The sequence below is a fragment of the Streptomyces sp. NBC_01454 genome (genome assembly GCF_036227565.1).
Lineage (GTDB): Bacteria > Actinomycetota > Actinomycetes > Streptomycetales > Streptomycetaceae > Streptomyces.
Genome location: NZ_CP109460.1, coordinates 6,096,584 through 6,112,343, shown reverse-complemented (window position 1 = coordinate 6,112,343; position 15,760 = coordinate 6,096,584). Strand labels below are relative to the sequence as shown.

17 protein-coding genes are annotated in these 15,760 nt (G+C 70.0%); 8 read left to right on the top strand and 9 right to left on the bottom strand.

The features are described 5' to 3' along the window. Nucleotides 1-167: 167 nt before the first annotated feature. On the top strand, nucleotides 168-569 hold the full coding sequence (locus OIU81_RS27030; RefSeq protein ID WP_329151854.1) for a hypothetical protein: 402 nt from the start codon (nucleotides 168-170) through the stop codon (nucleotides 567-569). A 19-nt stretch (nucleotides 570-588) separates the two neighbouring features. Here the strand turns inward: OIU81_RS27030 and OIU81_RS27025 are convergent, their stop codons facing one another. The 4 genes from OIU81_RS27025 to ctaC all read right to left on the bottom strand — a co-directional run bounded on the left by OIU81_RS27025 (nucleotide 589) and on the right by ctaC (nucleotide 5,088). After that, nucleotides 589-1,863: a L,D-transpeptidase gene (locus OIU81_RS27025; protein WP_329151852.1), complete on the bottom strand. Its 1,275-nt coding sequence runs from the start codon at nucleotides 1,861-1,863 to the stop codon at nucleotides 589-591. 134 nt (nucleotides 1,864-1,997) lie between these two features. Then, the gene (locus tag OIU81_RS27020) at nucleotides 1,998-2,396 is read right to left on the bottom strand and encodes a cytochrome c oxidase subunit 4 (protein ID WP_189098244.1); all 399 of its coding nucleotides are present in this window, start codon (nucleotides 2,394-2,396) and stop codon (nucleotides 1,998-2,000) included. Continuing rightward, nucleotides 2,393-4,129, bottom strand: coding sequence for an aa3-type cytochrome oxidase subunit I (gene ctaD, locus OIU81_RS27015; protein WP_329151849.1), 1,737 nt, complete (start codon nucleotides 4,127-4,129; stop codon nucleotides 2,393-2,395). Before ctaD ends, OIU81_RS27020 begins: the two co-directional genes overlap by 4 nt. Further along, on the bottom strand, nucleotides 4,126-5,088 hold the full coding sequence (gene ctaC / locus OIU81_RS27010; protein ID WP_329151848.1) for an aa3-type cytochrome oxidase subunit II: 963 nt from the start codon (nucleotides 5,086-5,088) through the stop codon (nucleotides 4,126-4,128). The genes ctaD and ctaC overlap by 4 nt, the downstream gene beginning before the upstream one ends. Nucleotides 5,089-5,439: 351 nt before the next feature. Here ctaC and OIU81_RS27005 point away from each other — a divergent pair, with 351 nt between their 5' ends. Continuing rightward, complete coding sequence (locus OIU81_RS27005; protein WP_329151847.1) at nucleotides 5,440-6,885, top strand: cysteine desulfurase/sulfurtransferase TusA family protein; 1,446 nt, start codon at nucleotides 5,440-5,442, stop codon at nucleotides 6,883-6,885. 9 nt (nucleotides 6,886-6,894) lie between these two features. Here the strand turns inward: OIU81_RS27005 and OIU81_RS27000 are convergent, their stop codons facing one another. Beyond that, complete coding sequence (locus OIU81_RS27000; protein ID WP_329151846.1) at nucleotides 6,895-7,869, bottom strand: carbohydrate kinase family protein; 975 nt, start codon at nucleotides 7,867-7,869, stop codon at nucleotides 6,895-6,897. Between the two features lie 158 nt (nucleotides 7,870-8,027). Here OIU81_RS27000 and OIU81_RS26995 point away from each other — a divergent pair, with 158 nt between their 5' ends. Both OIU81_RS26995 and OIU81_RS26990 read left to right on the top strand, forming a co-directional pair. Continuing rightward, complete coding sequence (locus OIU81_RS26995) at nucleotides 8,028-8,255, top strand: hypothetical protein (RefSeq protein ID WP_249638728.1); 228 nt, start codon at nucleotides 8,028-8,030, stop codon at nucleotides 8,253-8,255. 126 nt (nucleotides 8,256-8,381) lie between these two features. Next, nucleotides 8,382-9,908: a hypothetical protein gene (locus OIU81_RS26990; RefSeq protein ID WP_329151843.1), complete on the top strand. Its 1,527-nt coding sequence runs from the start codon at nucleotides 8,382-8,384 to the stop codon at nucleotides 9,906-9,908. A gap of 130 nt (nucleotides 9,909-10,038) precedes the next feature. On the opposite strand, the gene erpA is transcribed toward OIU81_RS26990, so the two are convergent. After that, nucleotides 10,039-10,392, bottom strand: a complete 354-nt coding sequence (gene erpA, locus OIU81_RS26985; protein ID WP_006606077.1) for an iron-sulfur cluster insertion protein ErpA — start codon at nucleotides 10,390-10,392, stop codon at nucleotides 10,039-10,041. 316 nt (nucleotides 10,393-10,708) lie between these two features. On the opposite strand from erpA, the gene nadA reads away from it, so the two are divergent. Further along, nucleotides 10,709-11,908 (top strand): quinolinate synthase NadA, encoded by a 1,200-nt coding sequence (gene nadA / locus OIU81_RS26980; protein WP_329151832.1) that lies wholly within the window; start codon nucleotides 10,709-10,711, stop codon nucleotides 11,906-11,908. Nucleotides 11,909-11,962: 54 nt separating this feature from the next. Here the strand turns inward: nadA and OIU81_RS26975 are convergent, their stop codons facing one another. Continuing rightward, nucleotides 11,963-12,475 carry a hypothetical protein gene (locus tag OIU81_RS26975; protein ID WP_329151830.1) on the bottom strand — a complete coding sequence of 171 codons (513 nt, stop codon included), beginning with the start codon at nucleotides 12,473-12,475 and terminating at the stop codon, nucleotides 11,963-11,965. A 140-nt stretch (nucleotides 12,476-12,615) separates the two neighbouring features. Continuing rightward, nucleotides 12,616-13,044, bottom strand: a complete 429-nt coding sequence (locus OIU81_RS26970) for a hypothetical protein (RefSeq protein ID WP_329151829.1) — start codon at nucleotides 13,042-13,044, stop codon at nucleotides 12,616-12,618. Between the two features lie 59 nt (nucleotides 13,045-13,103). Between OIU81_RS26970 and OIU81_RS26965 the strand changes: the two genes are divergently transcribed. The 3 genes from OIU81_RS26965 to OIU81_RS26955 all read left to right on the top strand — a co-directional run bounded on the left by OIU81_RS26965 (nucleotide 13,104) and on the right by OIU81_RS26955 (nucleotide 14,418). Continuing rightward, complete coding sequence (locus tag OIU81_RS26965; protein WP_329155378.1) at nucleotides 13,104-13,952, top strand: helix-turn-helix domain-containing protein; 849 nt, start codon at nucleotides 13,104-13,106, stop codon at nucleotides 13,950-13,952. Continuing rightward, nucleotides 13,928-14,134 (top strand): DUF397 domain-containing protein, encoded by a 207-nt coding sequence (locus tag OIU81_RS26960; protein WP_329151828.1) that lies wholly within the window; start codon nucleotides 13,928-13,930, stop codon nucleotides 14,132-14,134. The genes OIU81_RS26965 and OIU81_RS26960 overlap by 25 nt, the downstream gene beginning before the upstream one ends. Nucleotides 14,135-14,232: 98 nt before the next feature. Continuing rightward, nucleotides 14,233-14,418 (top strand): DUF397 domain-containing protein, encoded by a 186-nt coding sequence (locus OIU81_RS26955; RefSeq protein ID WP_443074051.1) that lies wholly within the window; start codon nucleotides 14,233-14,235, stop codon nucleotides 14,416-14,418. Nucleotides 14,419-14,466: 48 nt separating this feature from the next. On the opposite strand, the gene OIU81_RS26950 is transcribed toward OIU81_RS26955, so the two are convergent. Beyond that, nucleotides 14,467-15,552 carry a methyltransferase domain-containing protein gene (locus OIU81_RS26950; protein ID WP_329151825.1) on the bottom strand — a complete coding sequence of 362 codons (1,086 nt, stop codon included), beginning with the start codon at nucleotides 15,550-15,552 and terminating at the stop codon, nucleotides 14,467-14,469. Nucleotides 15,553-15,760: the final 208 nt, after the last annotated feature.

Here is a 15,760-nt window from a genome sequence, read left to right as displayed (position 1 = left end):
GAAGGAGGGACGCGGCGCGCGCGGCGCGGGGCCCGGGCCGCGGCGGTGCCGCTCCTGACGGCCCGTCGGGAAGATCCCGGATCCGTCCGACCCCTCCTGCGGGCACCCGTCGCGGGAGTAGCATCCGCCCCACCCGATGCTGTGCCGCTACAAAGCGTGGAGGAACGATGCAGGCGACTGCCACGGTGCTGGTCTACAGCGACAACGCAGGCACCCGCGAGCAGGTCCGGCTGGCGGCCGGCCGGCGCCCCGCCGCCGATGCCCCGCAGATCGAGATCCTGGAGTGCGCCACCGCCCCGGCCGTTCTCACGGCGCTGGAGCAGGGCGGCATCGACGTCTGCGTGCTCGACGGCGAGACCGCCCCCGCGGGCGGCATGGGCGTCTGCCGGCAGATCAAGGACGAGATCTTCCGGTGCCCACCGGTGCTGCTGCTGATCGGCCGCCCCCAGGACGCCTGGCTGGCGACCTGGAGCCGTGCGGACGCGGCGGTGACCCATCCGCTGGACCCGGTCGCCTTCGCCGACGCGCTGGCCGGCCTGCTGCGCCGCAAGCACCTCGTACAGGCCTGAGCGGCCTGCTGAGAGGCGCTCAGAGGGTCGGGCGCAGCCGGGCGTCGTCGGCGGGGTTCTGTTCGCGCTCGGCGGCTCCTGTGGTGCTGGCGGCCTTGTTCTTCAGCGCGCTGCCGGCCCGCCACTCCTGCCAGGGCATGTTCCAGTCGCCGAAGCCGTTGTCGAACGGCGTCATGGTGTCGCCGCCGCTGTTGACGACCTTGACGATGTCGCCGACCCGGACGTGGTTGAAGAACCACTGGGCGTTGCTGGTGGACATGCCCGTGCAGCCGTGGCTGACGTTCGCCGCGCCCTGGGAGCCGACGGACCAGGGTGCGGCGTGCACATACTCGCCGCTCCAGGTCACCCGGGTGGCCCAGTAGACCGGCAGATCGTAGGAATCCCCGCTCCCGGCGGCGATGCCGACGGTCGAGCTGCGCATCCGTACGAAGCTCTCCTTGCCGAGGACGACCTTGACGCCGTTACGGGTGGAGAATCCGGGTTTGCCGGTGGTCACGGGGATGGTGTTGACCGCCTCACCGTTGCGCAGCACCGTCATCTGGTGCGACCCCGCGTCGGTGATGGCCTCCACCCGGTCGCCGGTGGTGAGCCGCAGCGGCTTGGACGGGCCGCCGTAGAGCCCCTTGGCGATCTTCAGGCCGGCCAGGTTGCTGTGCACCGAGATCGTGGCGTGGGCGGGCCAGTACTCCTTCGGGCGGAAGTGCAGCTTCTTGCCGTCCACCCAGTGCCAGGCGCCCTCGACGCGCGGCATGGAGTCGACCTTCAGGGCACTCTCGACGATGGCTCGCTGCTGGGGATCCTTGACCGGCCGGCTCAGCTCGGCGGTGACCGGCTGGCCGACGCCGTACTCGCCGCCCACCGGCCCGAAGGCCGCGGACAACTGACCGGCGGCGGCCGCGGTGTTGACGGTGAGCGTCTTGCGGCCGGGTGAACCGTCCTCGTCCTCGGTGCTCACCCGCACCGTGTAGCGGCTGCCGGCGGCCAGGGGCACCGTGGTGCGCCAGCGCCTGCCGTCGGCGCTCAGTTCGCCGCGGACGAAGCGGCCGGTGGAATCGGTGGCGGTCACATCGGTGATCCGCGCGTCGTCCCCCTTGACGGAAACCTCCAGCGGCTTGTCGGGGTCCGCTTTCTTCTTTCCGTCGGGGGTGTTGGCCGTGATCTGGTCGGCCGCGTCGTAGGGAGTGGCGGAGAGCGCTTCCGAATCCGAGCCCCCGCACGCGGTGGCGCTCACCGCAAGGGGCACGAGCAGGAGGCCGCAGCTCAGCACCGTCCGGGTTCGAGGTCTGTGACTCATGTCCCAAAAATATGAAGAATCACCTGTCCCAGCGCGCTGGAGGACTGCAAACGGGTCTGCCCCGGGCCGGGAAACGCAGCGGGCCCGGACGCCCCCCAGGGGTGTCCGGGCCCGCCGTACGGCACTGCGCGTGCTTACTGTGTGCGGTTCTCACCGCGGTAGTACTCGAAGACCCAGCCGAAGAGTCCGACAAAGATCACCGGCAGCGAGAAGTACAGCAGCCACCAGCCGAAGACCACGCCCAGGAAGGCGAGCGCGCCACCGATGGCCAGGGACAGCGGCTGCCAGCTGTGCGGGCTGAAGAAGCCCAGCTCGCCGGCGTCGTCCGAGACCTCGGCGTTCTCGTTGTCCTGTGCGCCCGCGTCGACCCGCCGGGCCGTGAAGGCCAGGTAGTAGCCGACCATGATGCACAGGCCGAAGGCGAGGAACAGCGCGGTGGTGCCCGCCGGCTCCTTCGACCACAGGCCATAGACGATCGCCATGACGAGGACGAAGACGGCGAGCCAGATGAACATCTTGCCCTGGATCTTCACTTGCCCGCCTCCTTGCCGCCGGCGAGGGCCTTGTCGGCCTCGGTGCCGTGGCCGTTGTGCAGCGCGTCAAGGGCTGCGATCTCCGGGTGGTGCAGGTCGAACGCCGGAGATTCGGAGCGAATGCGCGGCAGGGTGAGGAAGTTGTGCCGCGGCGGCGGGCAGGACGTCGCCCACTCCAGCGAACGGCCGTAGCCCCACGGGTCGTCGACCTCGATCTTCTCGCCGTACTTCGACGTCTTCCAGACGTTGTAGAGGAACGGCAGGATCGACAGGCCCAGCAGGAACGAGCTGATCGTCGAGATGGTGTTCAGCGTCGTGAAGCCGTCGGCCGCGAGGTAGTCCGCGTAACGCCGCGGCATGCCCTCGGCACCCAGCCAGTGCTGGACGAGGAAGGTGCCGTGGAAGCCCACGAACAGCGTCCAGAAGGTGATCTTGCCGAGCCGCTCGTCCAGCATCTTGCCGGTCATCTTCGGCCACCAGAAGTGGAACCCGGCGAACATCGCGAAGACGACCGTGCCGAAGACCACGTAGTGGAAGTGCGCCACCACGAAGTACGAGTCGGAGACGTGGAAGTCCATCGGCGGCGAGGCCAGGATGACACCGGTCAGACCACCGAAGGTGAAGGTGATCAGGAAGCCGATCGCCCACAGCATCGGCGTCTCGAAGGACAATGAGCCCTTCCACATCGTGCCGATCCAGTTGAAGAACTTCACACCCGTCGGCACCGCGATGAGGAACGTCATGAAGGAGAAGAACGGCAACAGCACGCCGCCCGTCACATACATGTGGTGCGCCCACACCGTGACCGAAAGACCGGCGATCGAAACCGTCGCCGCGATCAGACCGATGTAACCGAACATCGGCTTCCGGGAGAACACCGGAATGACCTCGGAAATGATGCCGAAGAACGGCAGGGCGATGATGTACACCTCTGGATGGCCGAAGAACCAGAAGAGGTGCTGCCAGAGCAACGCACCGCCATTTGCGGCATCGAAGACATGCGCCCCGAATTTACGGTCCGCCTCCAGCGCGAGCAGCGCCGCCGCCAGCACCGGGAAGGCCAGCAGGACCAGCACGGCGGTCAGCAGGACGTTCCAGACGAAGATCGGCATCCGGAACATCGTCATGCCCGGTGCCCGCATGCAGATGATCGTCGTGATGAAGTTGACCGAACCGAGGATCGTGCCGAAGCCGGAGAAGGCCAGACCCATGATCCACATGTCCGCACCGACGCCCGGCGAACGCACCGCGTCCGACAGCGGCGAGTACGCGAACCAGCCGAAGTCCGCCGCACCCTGCGGGGTGAGGAAGCCGGCCACCGCGATCAGCGAGCCGAAGAGGTACAGCCAGTAGGCGAACATGTTCAGCCGCGGGAACGCCACGTCGGGCGCGCCGATCTGCAGCGGCATGATCCAGTTCGCGAAGCCGGCGAACAGCGGCGTCGCGAACATCAGCAGCATGATCGTGCCGTGCATCGTGAACGCCTGGTTGAACTGCTCGTTCGACATGATCTGCGTGCCGGGACGAGCCAGCTCGGCGCGCATGAGGAGCGCCATCAGGCCGCCGATGCAGAAGAACGCGAACGACGTGACCAGGTAGAGCGTGCCGATGGTCTTGTGGTCAGTGGTGGTGAGCCACTGAACGACAGCGATACCGGGTTGCTTCTTGCGTACGGGCGGTGCTGCCGGAGCCGTGTCGGCGGCGGCACCCTGAGGTTCGTTGAGGATGCTCACTGGTTCTTGGTCTCCGCATTCCTGGCGTGATCCGTCTGCTTGATGCCCGACGGCAGGTATCCGGTCTGGCCCTTCTTCGCCAGATCCTTCAGGTGCGCCCGGTACCGCTCGGGGGACACGACCTTGACGTTGAAGAGCATCCGGGAGTGGTCGACGCCGCAGAGCTCGGCGCACTTGCCCATGAAGGTGCCCTCCTTGTTGGGAGTCACCTCGAAGACGTTGGTGTGACCCGGGATGACGTCCTGCTTCATCAGGAACGGCACCACCCAGAAGGAGTGGATGACGTCACGAGAGGTCAGCACGAACTGAACCGTCTCGCCCTTCGGCAGCCACAGGGTCGGACCGGGGTTGCCGGTCTGCGGGTTGCGCTCGCCCGGGGTGCCGACGTCGTAGACACCGTCCGCACCGGCCGGCGCGGTCTTCTTCCACTTGTCCGGGACCGCGGAGAGTGCACTGGAGTTGATGTTGGTGGTCGACTTGTTGCCGTCCACGTTCTCCAGGTAGTTGAACGCCCAGCTCCACTGGAAGCCCACCACGTTCACGACGTGGTCCGGCTTCTTGGAAGTCTTCAGCAGCGCGCTCTCATCACGTGCGGTGAAGTAGAAAAGCACCGCAATGATGATGAACGGGACGATCGTGTACAACGCCTCGATCGGCATGTTGTACCGCGTCTGCGCGGGGACCTCCACCTTGGTCCTGCTGCGGCGGTGGAAGATCACACTCCAGATGATCAGGCCCCACACCAACACGCCCGTTGCGAGGGCGGCGGCCCAGGAGCCTTGCCAAAGAGAGAGGATCCGCGGCGCCTCGTCGGTGACGGGCGTTGGCATGCCGAGGCGGGGGAAGTCCTTATATGTGCAACCAGTAGCGGTCGCCAGGACCAGGCCCGCAGCAAGCACCTGCGGCAGCTTCCGCCGCATCGGGCGCCGCGACGAGCGGTCGGAGCCGTTGGGACTCACGTAGCGCCTTCCCGAGAGTCTCGCCCGCGCGGTCGGCTGCGGCCTTACTCGCTGGTCGGTCGCCGCCCTGCGTCGGGCAGGGGTTTGGATGTTTATGCGGACCAAACCCTACTGGACGCTATTTGGGGTCGCGCGGGGAGGGTGCCCAACGCGCCGCGACGCACCCCTAAGGGGTGGCCAGGGCCCCCGCGAAAGGTCCGGCGCACCCCCGAATACCCGCTTCCACCAGGCATCTGACGCCGTGCCCGGCACCGTGTCCGGGCCGTTTCGCCGGGTCCCGGCCGGCCGCCCTCGCCCGCCGTCGGCCCGAGGCCGCGCACCGCCCGCGGCCGGTGTTCTACCGTCACGTACGTGCCCTACTTCGACGCGGCCTCCGCCGCCCCGCTGCACCCGGTCGCCCGCGAGGCGCTGCTCGCCTCGCTCGACGAAGGGTGGGCCGACCCGGCCCGCCTGTATCGCGAGGGGCGGCGCGCCCGGCTGCTGCTGGACGCCGCCCGGGAGGCGGCGGCCGAGGCCGTGGGCTGCCGCCCGGACGAATTGGTTTTCACCCCTTCGGGGACACGCGCGGTGCACTCCGGGGTGTCCGGGGCGCTGGCGCCCCGCCGGCGTGTCGGCCGCCGGCTGCTGCACTCCGCCGTCGAGCACTCCTCGGTGCTGCACGCCGCCGAGGTCCACGAGGCGGCCGGGGGCAGCCGGGTGGAGCTGCCGGTGGACCCGGCCGGCCGGGTGGCACCCGGGGAGGTGGCCGCCGCGCTCACCGCGGACACCGCGCTGGTCTGCCTCCAGTCCGCCAATCACGAGGTGGGCACCGAGCAGCCGGTCGGCGAGGTGGCGGAGCTCTGCCGCGAGGCGGGGGTGCCGCTGCTGGTGGACGCGGCCCAGTCGCTGCCGTGGGGGCCGGTGCCCGGTCCCTGGTCCGTGCTGGCGGCGAGCGCCCACAAGTGGGGCGGGCCGCCCGGGGTGGGCCTGCTCGTGGTCCGCAAGGGGACCCGGTTCGCGGCCCAGGGGCCGGCGGACGAGCGGGAGTCGGGCCGCAGCCCGGGCTTCGAGAACCTTCCGGCGATCGTGGCGGCCGCGGCTTCCCTGCGCGCGCTGCGGGCGGACCCGGGGACGGACGGCGAAGCGGCGCGGCTGCGGCGGCTGGTGGACCGGATCCGCGCGCGGGTGCCGGAGCTGGTGCCGGATGTGGAGGTGGTCGGCGACCCGGTGCGCCGCCTGCCGCATCTCGTCACCTTCTCCTGTCTCTATGTCGACGGGGAGACCCTGCTGCACGAGCTGGACCGGGCGGGCTTCTCGGTGTCGTCCGGATCGTCCTGTACGTCCAGCACCTTGACGCCGAGCCATGTGCTGCGGGCGATGGGGGTGCTGTCCGAAGGAAATGTCCGGATCTCGCTGCCGTACGGCGCGCCCGAGGCGGACGTGGAGCGCTTCTTGGAGGTGCTGCCGCGGGTGGTGCGGGCGGTGCGGGAGCGGCTGGGTGTCCCGGCGGAGGAGGGAAGGGACACGCCGGCGGCGGCCGGCGGGGCCCCGCGGACGGACCCCGCGCCACCGGCCGAGGAGCCCGGCGCGGCGGCCGGGCTGGTCGTCGACGCGCTGGGCCGGCGCTGCCCGATCCCGGTCATCGAGCTCGCGAAGGTGATCGGGGAGGTGCCGGTCGGCGGGACCGTGACCGTGCTCTCCGACGACGAGGCGGCCCGGCAGGACATCCCGGCCTGGTGCGCCATGCGCGGCCAGGAGTACGTGGGTGAGCGGGCGGCCGGGCGCGGCGCCGCCTATGTGGTGCGGCGCCGCGCCTGACGCGGTGGGTCAGGCCAGGTGCTGCTGGACCTCGTTCGCGGCCTCGTGGCCGTAGGCCTTGGTGAAGCGGTCCATGAAGTGGCTGCGCTGGAGCTCGTACTCCTGGGTGCCGACGGTCTCGATGACCAGCGTCGCCAGCATGCAGCCGATCTGCGCGGCGCGCTCCAGGCTGACGCCCCAGGCCAGGCCGGACAGGAAACCGGCCCGGAAGGCGTCGCCGACGCCGGTCGGGTCGGCCTTGGCGTTCTCCTCCGGGACGCCGACCTCGATGGCCGGCTCGCCGACCCGCTCGATGCGGACGCCGTTGGCGCCGAGGGTGGTGACGCGGGTGCCGACCTTGCCGAGGATCTCCTCGTCGGTCCAGCCGGTCTTGGACTCGATCAGGCCCTTCTCGTACTCGTTGGAGAAGAGGTAGGCGGCGCCCTCCATGAGGGTGCGGATGGCGTCGCCGTCCATCCGGGCGATCTGCTGGGAGAAGTCGGCCCCGAAGGCGATACCGCGGCTGCGGCACTCCTCGGTGTGCCGGATCATCGCCTCGGGGTCGTCGGCGCCGATGACCACGAGGTCCAGGCCGCCGACCCGCTCGGCCACGTGCTGCAGCTCGATCAGCCGGGCCTCGCTCATCGCGCCGGTGTAGAAGGAGCCGATCTGGTTGTGGTCGGCGTCGGTGGTGCACACGAAGCGCGCGGTGTGCAGGACCTCGGAGATGCGTACGGAGCGGGTGTCGACGCCGTGGCGGTCGAGCCAGGCGCGGTACTCCTCGAAGTCGTTGCCGGCGGCACCGACCAGGATCGGCTGGGTGCCGAGCTGGCCCATGCCGAAGCAGATGTTGGCGGCGACGCCGCCGCGGCGGACGTCGAGCTGGTCGACCAGGAAGGAAAGGGAGACCGTATGCAGCTGGTCGGCGACCAACTGATCGGCGAAGCGGCCGGGGAAGGTCATCAGGTGGTCGGTGGCGATGGAGCCGGTGACTGCGATACGCACGACGGGTCTGCTCCTGCGGAAGGCGTAGGGGCGGGCGGACGTGAAGCAACGCTACCCGGCGGGGTGGCACGCCACCCGGTCATCCCGGACACTTGAACTACTGAAACTACCCAATAGTAGGTCTTTCTCCTCAGTTTATGGCTGCGTACGGTGCCTCTATGACCAAGCCTGTGAAAGCCGTCACACCGTCCCCTGACCCCTCGCCCGCCCGGCAGGACCCGGAGTCGCTCGACGAGCTGCGCGGTGACTGCGCGCGGATGAAGGGCCGCTGGCATGCCGGACGGCGTCCCGCGCCGGCACCGGGGCGGGCCGTCGACCTGCACGGCGTCAAGGTCCCCTCCTCCTCCGCCGCCCTGGTGGAGGGAATGTCCGAGTACGGCGACTGACCACCCGCCCGCCGGGGGCGGATGCGGCCCCTTGGGGAACCGCATCCGCCCCCGCTCCGTCCCATCGGCGTCCACCTCACCGAGGAGGGCACGTCAGATGTTCAGCGGAGCTGAAGGAGCGATGCGGTGAACACCGAGGACAGCAACGACAGCCCGGACCCCACGGAGCGCCGGCGGCGCACCCCGGTGGTAGTCGCCTCGGTGGCCGCCGCGGTGCTGCTGGCCGGGGGCGGCGCGGCGTACTGGGCCTCGTCCGCGTCGGGCGACGGGGGCACCGGCTCGGCCAAGGGCGACCCGCCGCCCCTCGCCCTCGACGGCTACTCCGGCGGCTCGATCGCGGCCGGTGAGCCCAATCCGCAGGGGGCGAAGTACCGGGCGGTGAAGAAGCTGCCCGGCGGGCCGGCCGCCGCGCCCGTCTACCGCCCCAAGGGCGAGATCAGCCGGGAGTCGGTCGAGCGGCTGGCCAAGGCTCTGGACGTGGCCGGAAAGGTCCGTTCGGAGGGCACCGCCTGGAAGGTCGGCGGGCCGACCCGGGACGGCCGCGGCCCCGTCCTGCAGGTGAACAAGACCGGCTCGGGATCCTGGACGTTCTCGCAGTACGGCACCCCTGGCGGCAGCAACTGCCCACTGCCCGCCTCCCCCAAGGGCGGCAAGGGTGAGGACGGGGGCGGTGCCGCCGCGTCGAGCCGGCCCGGCTGTCCGTCGTACCGCGGGGGCGGGGACATCGCCACCGAGGACGACAGCAGCGGCAAGGGCGCGGTGTCGCCGGAGAAGGCCAAGCAGGCGGTGCGGCCGGTGCTGAAGGCGCTCGGCCAGGAGGACGCCAGGATCGATGCGGGCGGGCTGTCCGGCGCGGTGCGGATCGTCACCACGAACCCGGTGCTGGGCGGGCTGCCGACGTACGGCTGGCAGAGCGATCTGCAGGTCGGTTCGGACGGTCAAGTGGTCGGCGGCAGCGGCCAGTTCGCGAACCCGGTCAAGGGTGCGGAGTATCCGGTGCTGAACGCCGACAAGACGCTGGACCGGCTGAACTCGGGCGAGGGCCGCAAGCCGGCCGGCTGCCCCTCGCCGCCCGGGAAGAAGGACAGCAAGGACGGCAAGGCCGGCGGGATCGCGCCGTGCGAGCCGGCGCCGACGAAGGCGCAGCAGCCGTCCGAGGTGACCGGCGCCGTATTCGGGCTCTCGGTGCAGTACGTGGACGGCGGGCAGGCACTGGTGCCGTCGTGGCTGTACGCGGTGCGCCAGCCGGGCGCCGGCAGCGGCCCGGACGCCACCTCGACGGTCGCGCAGCCGGCGGTGAACCCGAAGTACCTGGCCCACCGGGACGGCGGGGGCAGCTCGCAGGGCCCCGGCCACGCGCCCGGGAAGCCGTCCGGGAAGCCCGGGGTGATGGCCCTGGAGTCGTACGGCGTGAGCGACGGCGGCAAGAAGCTGACGGTGCACTTCTGGGGCGGGGTGTGCAGCGTCTACTCGGTGAGTGCCGAGGAGTCGGGCTCGACCGTGCGGACCAAGGTCGTCGGCAAGGACAAGAAGCCCGGCCAGGTCTGCGTGAAGATCGCCAAGGAGTTCACCAAGACCGTGACTCTGCACGAGCCGCTGGACGGCCGGAAGGTGGTCGATGTCTCGACCGGTGAGTCCGTGCCCAAGCAGTAGGGCGCGCCCGCGGGCCGTCGGAGGCGGAGGTCCGGGAGGCGAGGAAGAGGTCCGGGAGGCGCGGAAACAGCGGAAGGCGGCACTCCCCCACTCGGGGGGCGCCGCCTTCCGTACGTGCTGCCCGAACTCCCTAGCTGAAGGAGTCGCCGCAGGCGCAGGAGCCGGTGGCGTTCGGGTTGTCGATCGTGAAGCCCTGCTTCTCGATGGTGTCGACGAAGTCGATGGAGGCGCCGCCCAGGTAAGGGGCGCTCATCCGGTCGGTGACGACCTTCACGCCGTCGAAGTCCTTGACGACATCGCCGTCGAGCGAGCGCTCATCGAAGAAGAGCTGGTAGCGCAGTCCGGAGCAGCCGCCGGGCTGAACGGCCACCCGCAGCGCGAGGTCGTCCCGGCCTTCCTGCTCCAGCAGGCTCTTGACCTTCGACGCGGCCGCGTCGGACAGGATGATGCCGTCGCTGACGGTGGTCTCGTCCTGAACGCTCATCTAGATCTCTCCCGGGTTGTACGGACCGCTTGTCATCGGATGCAACCAGCTGCAACCCACGACGTCCCGGATTAATTCCGGCTGGGCACAACTTGTCGAGAAGCCTTCCGGGCACCGCCCGGGGGCGGCTTCTCCTACTTCGTTCTCCCCATGCTCGCACACCGGCGGACAGGAACAGGTGGCCGAGCACACACGGCGGGTGCGGATGCGTCACATCGACACAAGCGCCATCGTCAAACTGACGTGAAGCAGCTATGATAGATAACGTCAAATAGACGAGAAGGCTTGTGCAAGAGCTGTCCGCAGAAAAGAGAGGGTGCGTGTTGTGACCACCGCCCAGCCCCTGGACGTCCAGCCGACCCCGCTGGCGCTGCTCCTCCTCGGCCGCGAGGCCGACCCGAAGAGCGAGCGCGGCGTGGAGTGCCCCGGCGATCTGCCGGCGCCGTCGGACCCCGACCTCGTCGAGCGCGCCCGCGCGGCCAAGGCGAAGCTCGGGGACAAGGTCTTCGTCCTCGGGCACCACTACCAGCGCGACGAGGTCATCGAGTTCGCCGATGTCACCGGCGACTCCTTCAAGCTCGCGCGGGACGCCGCCGCCCGGCCGGACGCCGAGTACATCGTCTTTTGCGGTGTGCACTTCATGGCGGAGTCGGCCGACATCCTCACCGGCGACGAGCAGCAGGTCATCCTGCCCGACCTGGCCGCCGGCTGCTCGATGGCCGACATGGCCACGGCCGAGCAGGTCGCCGAGTGCTGGGACGTCCTCACCGAGGCCGGCATCGCCGAGCAGGTCGTGCCCGTCTCGTACATGAACTCCTCGGCCGACATCAAGGCCTTCACCGGCAAGCACGGCGGCACGATCTGCACGTCGTCCAACGCCAAGCGCGCGCTGGACTGGGCCTTCGAGCAGGGTGACCCCGCGACGAGCAAGGTCCTCTTCCTGCCGGACCAGCACCTGGGCCGCAACACCGCCGTCCGCGACATGGGCATGTCCCTGGACGACTGCGTGGTCTACAACCCGCACAAGCCGAACGGCGGCCTGACCGTCGAGCAGCTGCGGGCCGCGAAGATGATCCTGTGGCGCGGGCACTGCTCGGTGCACGGCCGGTTCTCGCTGGACTCGGTGAACGACGTCCGCGCGCGCATCCCCGGCGTGCACGTCCTGGTCCACCCCGAGTGCAAGCACGAGGTCGTGGCGGCCGCGGACCAGGTCGGTTCGACGGAGTACATCATCAAGGCCCTGGAGGCCGCCCCGCGCGGCTCGAAGTGGGCCATCGGCACCGAGCTGAACCTCGTCCGCCGGCTGGCCAACCGCTTCGCCGCGGAGGACAAGGAGATCGTCTTCCTCGACAAGACGGTCTGCTTCTGCTCGACGATGAACCGCATCGACCTCCCGCACCTGGTGTGGACGCTGGAGTCGCTCGCCGCCGGGAAGGTCGTCAACCGCATCGAGGTCGACAAGGAGACCGCCGGCTTCGCGAAGCTGGCGCTGGAGCGGATGCTGGCGCTGCCGTAGCGGCCGCGGACGACGATGGAGCGGCCACCTCTCCCCCGCGGGCGGGGCGGCCGCTCAGCGCTCCCGGCGCCGGCGCGGCGGCCGCTCGGCCGTACCGGTCCCGGACGCGGCGCCGGAGACGGCCTCCAGGGTCCAGCGGACCTTGTCGCCGCCCTTGATCGCGGTGTGGCAGGGCCCCGTCGTGATCTTCTTCTCGTTCACGTACGCGTTCCACTTCTTGGTGCTGTCCGCGACGTCGCCGTGGATCTCGGTGACCACGTAGTCCTGGGTGGCGGTGTCCCAGCTCGCCCGTACCCCGCCGAGGCCGTAGATGCGGTCGGCGTCGACCAGGGCGGTCAGGGGCGTGGGGCTGACGCCGTCGGCCGCGCAGTAGAGGCCGCCGAACAGGGAGCGCGGGCCGGTCCGGACCAGTCCCACACTGGCGGTGTACGACCCGCCGGTGACCGCCACGCGAACGGCGGCGGTGGAGGTGTCGGCGCCGGCGGGCGCGGCGGCCGAGAGAGCCAGCGGGAGCAGCAGCGCGGCAGCGGTGACGGGGACGGCCCTGCGGGCCGGGGCGTGCGGCACGCTCGCTCACCTTTCGTCGGTTCGGCAACCATCAGCCACCAAACCATCGCTCCCCGCGATCGGCGAGAGGTGCACCCCCGAACGCGTATGCCGCCCGGACGGCGGGCAGGGCGGGCCGGGCGTCGGCGTCGCGCTTCGGTCTAGAGATAGATCTGCTGACGGCAGGCGCGGCAGCAGGTCCGCCCCTCGCAGAGCCTGGTCTCGCCGTGATCGCACGGCTCCGGCAGCCGGTCGCCCCGGCTGTCGGCGATCCGTAAGACATCCCGCAGTGCCCCGTGGAGCACGGCCGCGGTGCGGCGCAGCTCTTGGGGATCCGGGCCCGGCGCGGCGAACAGCAGCTCGGCCTCGGCCAGCACGGTTCCGGCGGCCGTGAGCACCTCGTCCTCGACATCGTCGGCGAGCTGGGACAGCCGGCTGTGGGGATCGTCGGTGCTCAGATAGCACGGCGCCCCGTCCGACCTGGTCCAGGGAAGCAACCGCGGCGGCGAACTCTCGAACATATGGCCCGCTTTCTTGATGTCGATCCGTCTGCTTACCGTGTGTATCGCCGCGGCCACCCTGGAGGACATGGCCGCAACACCCTTGTTCCGTACATGTGTTGAGCTGGGACGACCGAGAGCTGACGCAGATGAAGTTCACCTCGAAGGAACTGACCCCGTACCTGTCCGCCCGCCACTACTTCGGATCCGAACAGCGCCGCCACCGTGAGCGCGCACAGCTGTCGCTGATGCAGCTGGCGGCCATCGTCAACTTCAGCAAGAGCACGCTGGCGCGCGTGGAAACGGCGGAGTTGATGCCCCCGCCGGAACTCCCCTCCGCGCTCGACGCGGCCTTCGGCACGGAGACGTACTTCCACGGCTTGTACCAACTGGCCAGGCGGGAGGCGCATCCGGATCAGTACCGGCGCTATATGGACTTCGAGGCACAGGCCGCGGTCATCGAGCAGTACGGAGGCCAGGTGGTACCCGGCCTGCTGCAGACCAGGACGTACGCGCAGACCTTCCTGAGCCGCCAGGAAAGTCTGTCCCCGGAAGAGGTCGAGCAACGGGTCGACGCCCGCATGTCGCGTCAGGAACGGCAACGGTCGCAGGCACCGCCCTACCGCTGGGCGATCCTCGACGAAGCCGTGCTCTGCAGGGAGTTGGACGGCGAATCAGCGATGTACGAGCAGTTGGCCTCATTGCTGGCACAGGTGGATACGCCCTACTGCAAGATTCAGGTGGTTCCGTTCCGGCTCGGGCTGCATGCGCTGATGGGTGGCGCCCTGACCCTGCTGTCCCAGCCCGACGGGTCAACGGTGGCTTACGAAGAAGGTATTGAGGCCGGTCACTTGTACGAGGCCCCCGATATCGTGAGCAAGTGGCAGCGGCAGTACGAGGTACTGCGCGCGAACGCCCTCTCTCTCACGGAGTCGGCGAACCTGATTCGGAAGGCAATGGAGGACCACAGGCCATGCGACACGCCCCAGTCAACCTGAGCGGCGCCCAGTGGCGCAGGAGCAGCTACAGCAACTCCAACGGCGGTGAATGCGTCGAGGTCGCCGACGACTACCCCGGCCTCGTCCCCGTCCGCGACAGCAAGAACCCCCACGGCCCGGCCCTCCTCGTCCCGGCCGCCGCCTGGACCACGTTCGTGGACTCCCTCAAGGGCCGGAGCTAGAGGGGCCGCATCACGGCGGCACGGGCACCTCACGAGGAAGCGGCGGACCTGTTCCGAAACGCTATGGAGGACCACAAACCATGTGACACACAATCGAGTTGAGCGCGGCTCGCTGGCGCAAGAGCAGCTACAGCAACACCAACGGGGGCAGCTGCGTCGAGGTCGCCGACGGCTTCCCCGGCCTCGTCCCCGTCCGCGACAGCAAGAACCCCCACGGCCCGGCCCTCCTCGTCCCGGCCGCCGCCTGGACCATGTTCGTGGACTCGCTCAAGGAGCTGGGCTAGGCACACCCGCACGGCTCGTCCCGGCGCACCGCCGGGACGAGCCGTGCGTCACAGCGACACGCGCTGCCCCTCGGGGGTGACCGTGATGCGGTAGTGGTGGCGGGGCGGGCTGCCCTGGGCGGTCCAGGCGCGGTAGGCGGCTTCCACCTCGTCCCACAGGCGGCGGGGGCCGTGCTGTTCGGTCTCGTAGGTGTCGCGGCCGGGTACGTATTCGACGGTCGCCCAGGAGGTGCGGGCGTCGTCGAAGAGCCAGTAGGTGGCCTCGTCGCTGCCGTCGTCGGCGGGGCACAGCAGCGGCCAGGCGTCGCGCACCCGCAGTCCGACGGCGAAGCGGGCGTGCAGGTCGTCCTCCAGGATCCGAGGGTCGACGGTCGTCGTCGCGCGCTCGCCCTCCTCTCCGTGGTACCAGTCCCTGATCCTGCCGTAGGAGCGGCGCTGCTGACGGGCCCACATGAAGGCCGGGCGGCCGATGAAGCGGCCGGTGGCCCGCCCGTCGCGGACGGTCAGGGTCGCGAACGAGAAGGAGTGGAACGAGGAGCCCCACGGGGTGAGGATCGTGCCGCCCGGCGCGGTCTGTGCCACCCAGGCGTAGGGGATGTCGCGCACCGTGCAGGTGGCGATGGTGCGGTCGAAGGGCGCGCGCCCGGGGACGCCGGCCAGACCGTCGCCGCACTCCATATGGGGACGCAGACCGGCCCGGGCGAGGTTGTCGCGGGCGAGGTCGTGCAGGGCCTTGTCGGTCTCGATGGTGGTGGTGCGGTCCTCGCCGAGCCGGTGGGCCAGCCAGGCGGCGTGGTAGCCGGTGCCGGTGCCGATCTCCAGTACCGCGTCGCCGTCCCGGACGACCGAGGCCATGTCGAGCATCAGGGAGGGCATGGACGTCGAGCAGGTCGGGACGGGGACCTGACCGGAGGCGGCCCGGCCGTCGTTGTGCTGGGTGACGAGGGGCAGGTCGGCGTAGACCATCCGCCGCCACTCCTCCTCGTCCGCGGAGCGGGAGACCGTGCGCTCCCCCACCTCGAAGGTGTCCGGGACGAAGTGCGCCCGGTCGACCGCGGCGACGGACGGGGCCCACTGGGGCGTCAACGCGCCCTTGTTGCGCAGGATTTCCACCAGCCGGTCCGGCGAGGACATGGCGCGCCCCCTACTTCTTCGGCGGGTCGGTCACCGGCTTGGTCCACCGGCCGTCGGACTCCTTCGGACTCTGCTGCTTGTCGCCGTCCGTGCCGCCCTTGCCGTCACCGTGCTTCCCCATGTGTGCCCCCTTCGTCGATGGCGGGATCCCCCGTGCCGGGCTTCCACCGTCAGGGGATGCCCAGCACGATGCCCCCGCAAGCACCGG

Bases quoted from the DNA above. Each gene is read 5' to 3' on its own strand.
- OIU81_RS27030 (WP_329151854.1), top strand. From the start codon at position 168: ATGCAGGCGACTGCCACGGTGCTGGTCTACAGCGACAACGCAGGCACC.
- OIU81_RS27025 (WP_329151852.1), bottom strand. From the start codon at position 1,863: ATGAGTCACAGACCTCGAACCCGGACGGTGCTGAGCTGCGGCCTCCTG.
- OIU81_RS26995 (WP_249638728.1), top strand. From the start codon at position 8,028: ATGACCAAGCCTGTGAAAGCCGTCACACCGTCCCCTGACCCCTCGCCC.
- erpA (WP_006606077.1), bottom strand. From the start codon at position 10,392: ATGAGCGTTCAGGACGAGACCACCGTCAGCGACGGCATCATCCTGTCC.
- OIU81_RS26970 (WP_329151829.1), bottom strand. From the start codon at position 13,044: ATGTCCTCCAGGGTGGCCGCGGCGATACACACGGTAAGCAGACGGATC.
- OIU81_RS26965 (WP_329155378.1), top strand. From the start codon at position 13,104: ATGAAGTTCACCTCGAAGGAACTGACCCCGTACCTGTCCGCCCGCCAC.
- OIU81_RS26960 (WP_329151828.1), top strand. From the start codon at position 13,928: ATGCGACACGCCCCAGTCAACCTGAGCGGCGCCCAGTGGCGCAGGAGC.
- OIU81_RS26950 (WP_329151825.1), bottom strand. From the start codon at position 15,552: ATGTCCTCGCCGGACCGGCTGGTGGAAATCCTGCGCAACAAGGGCGCG.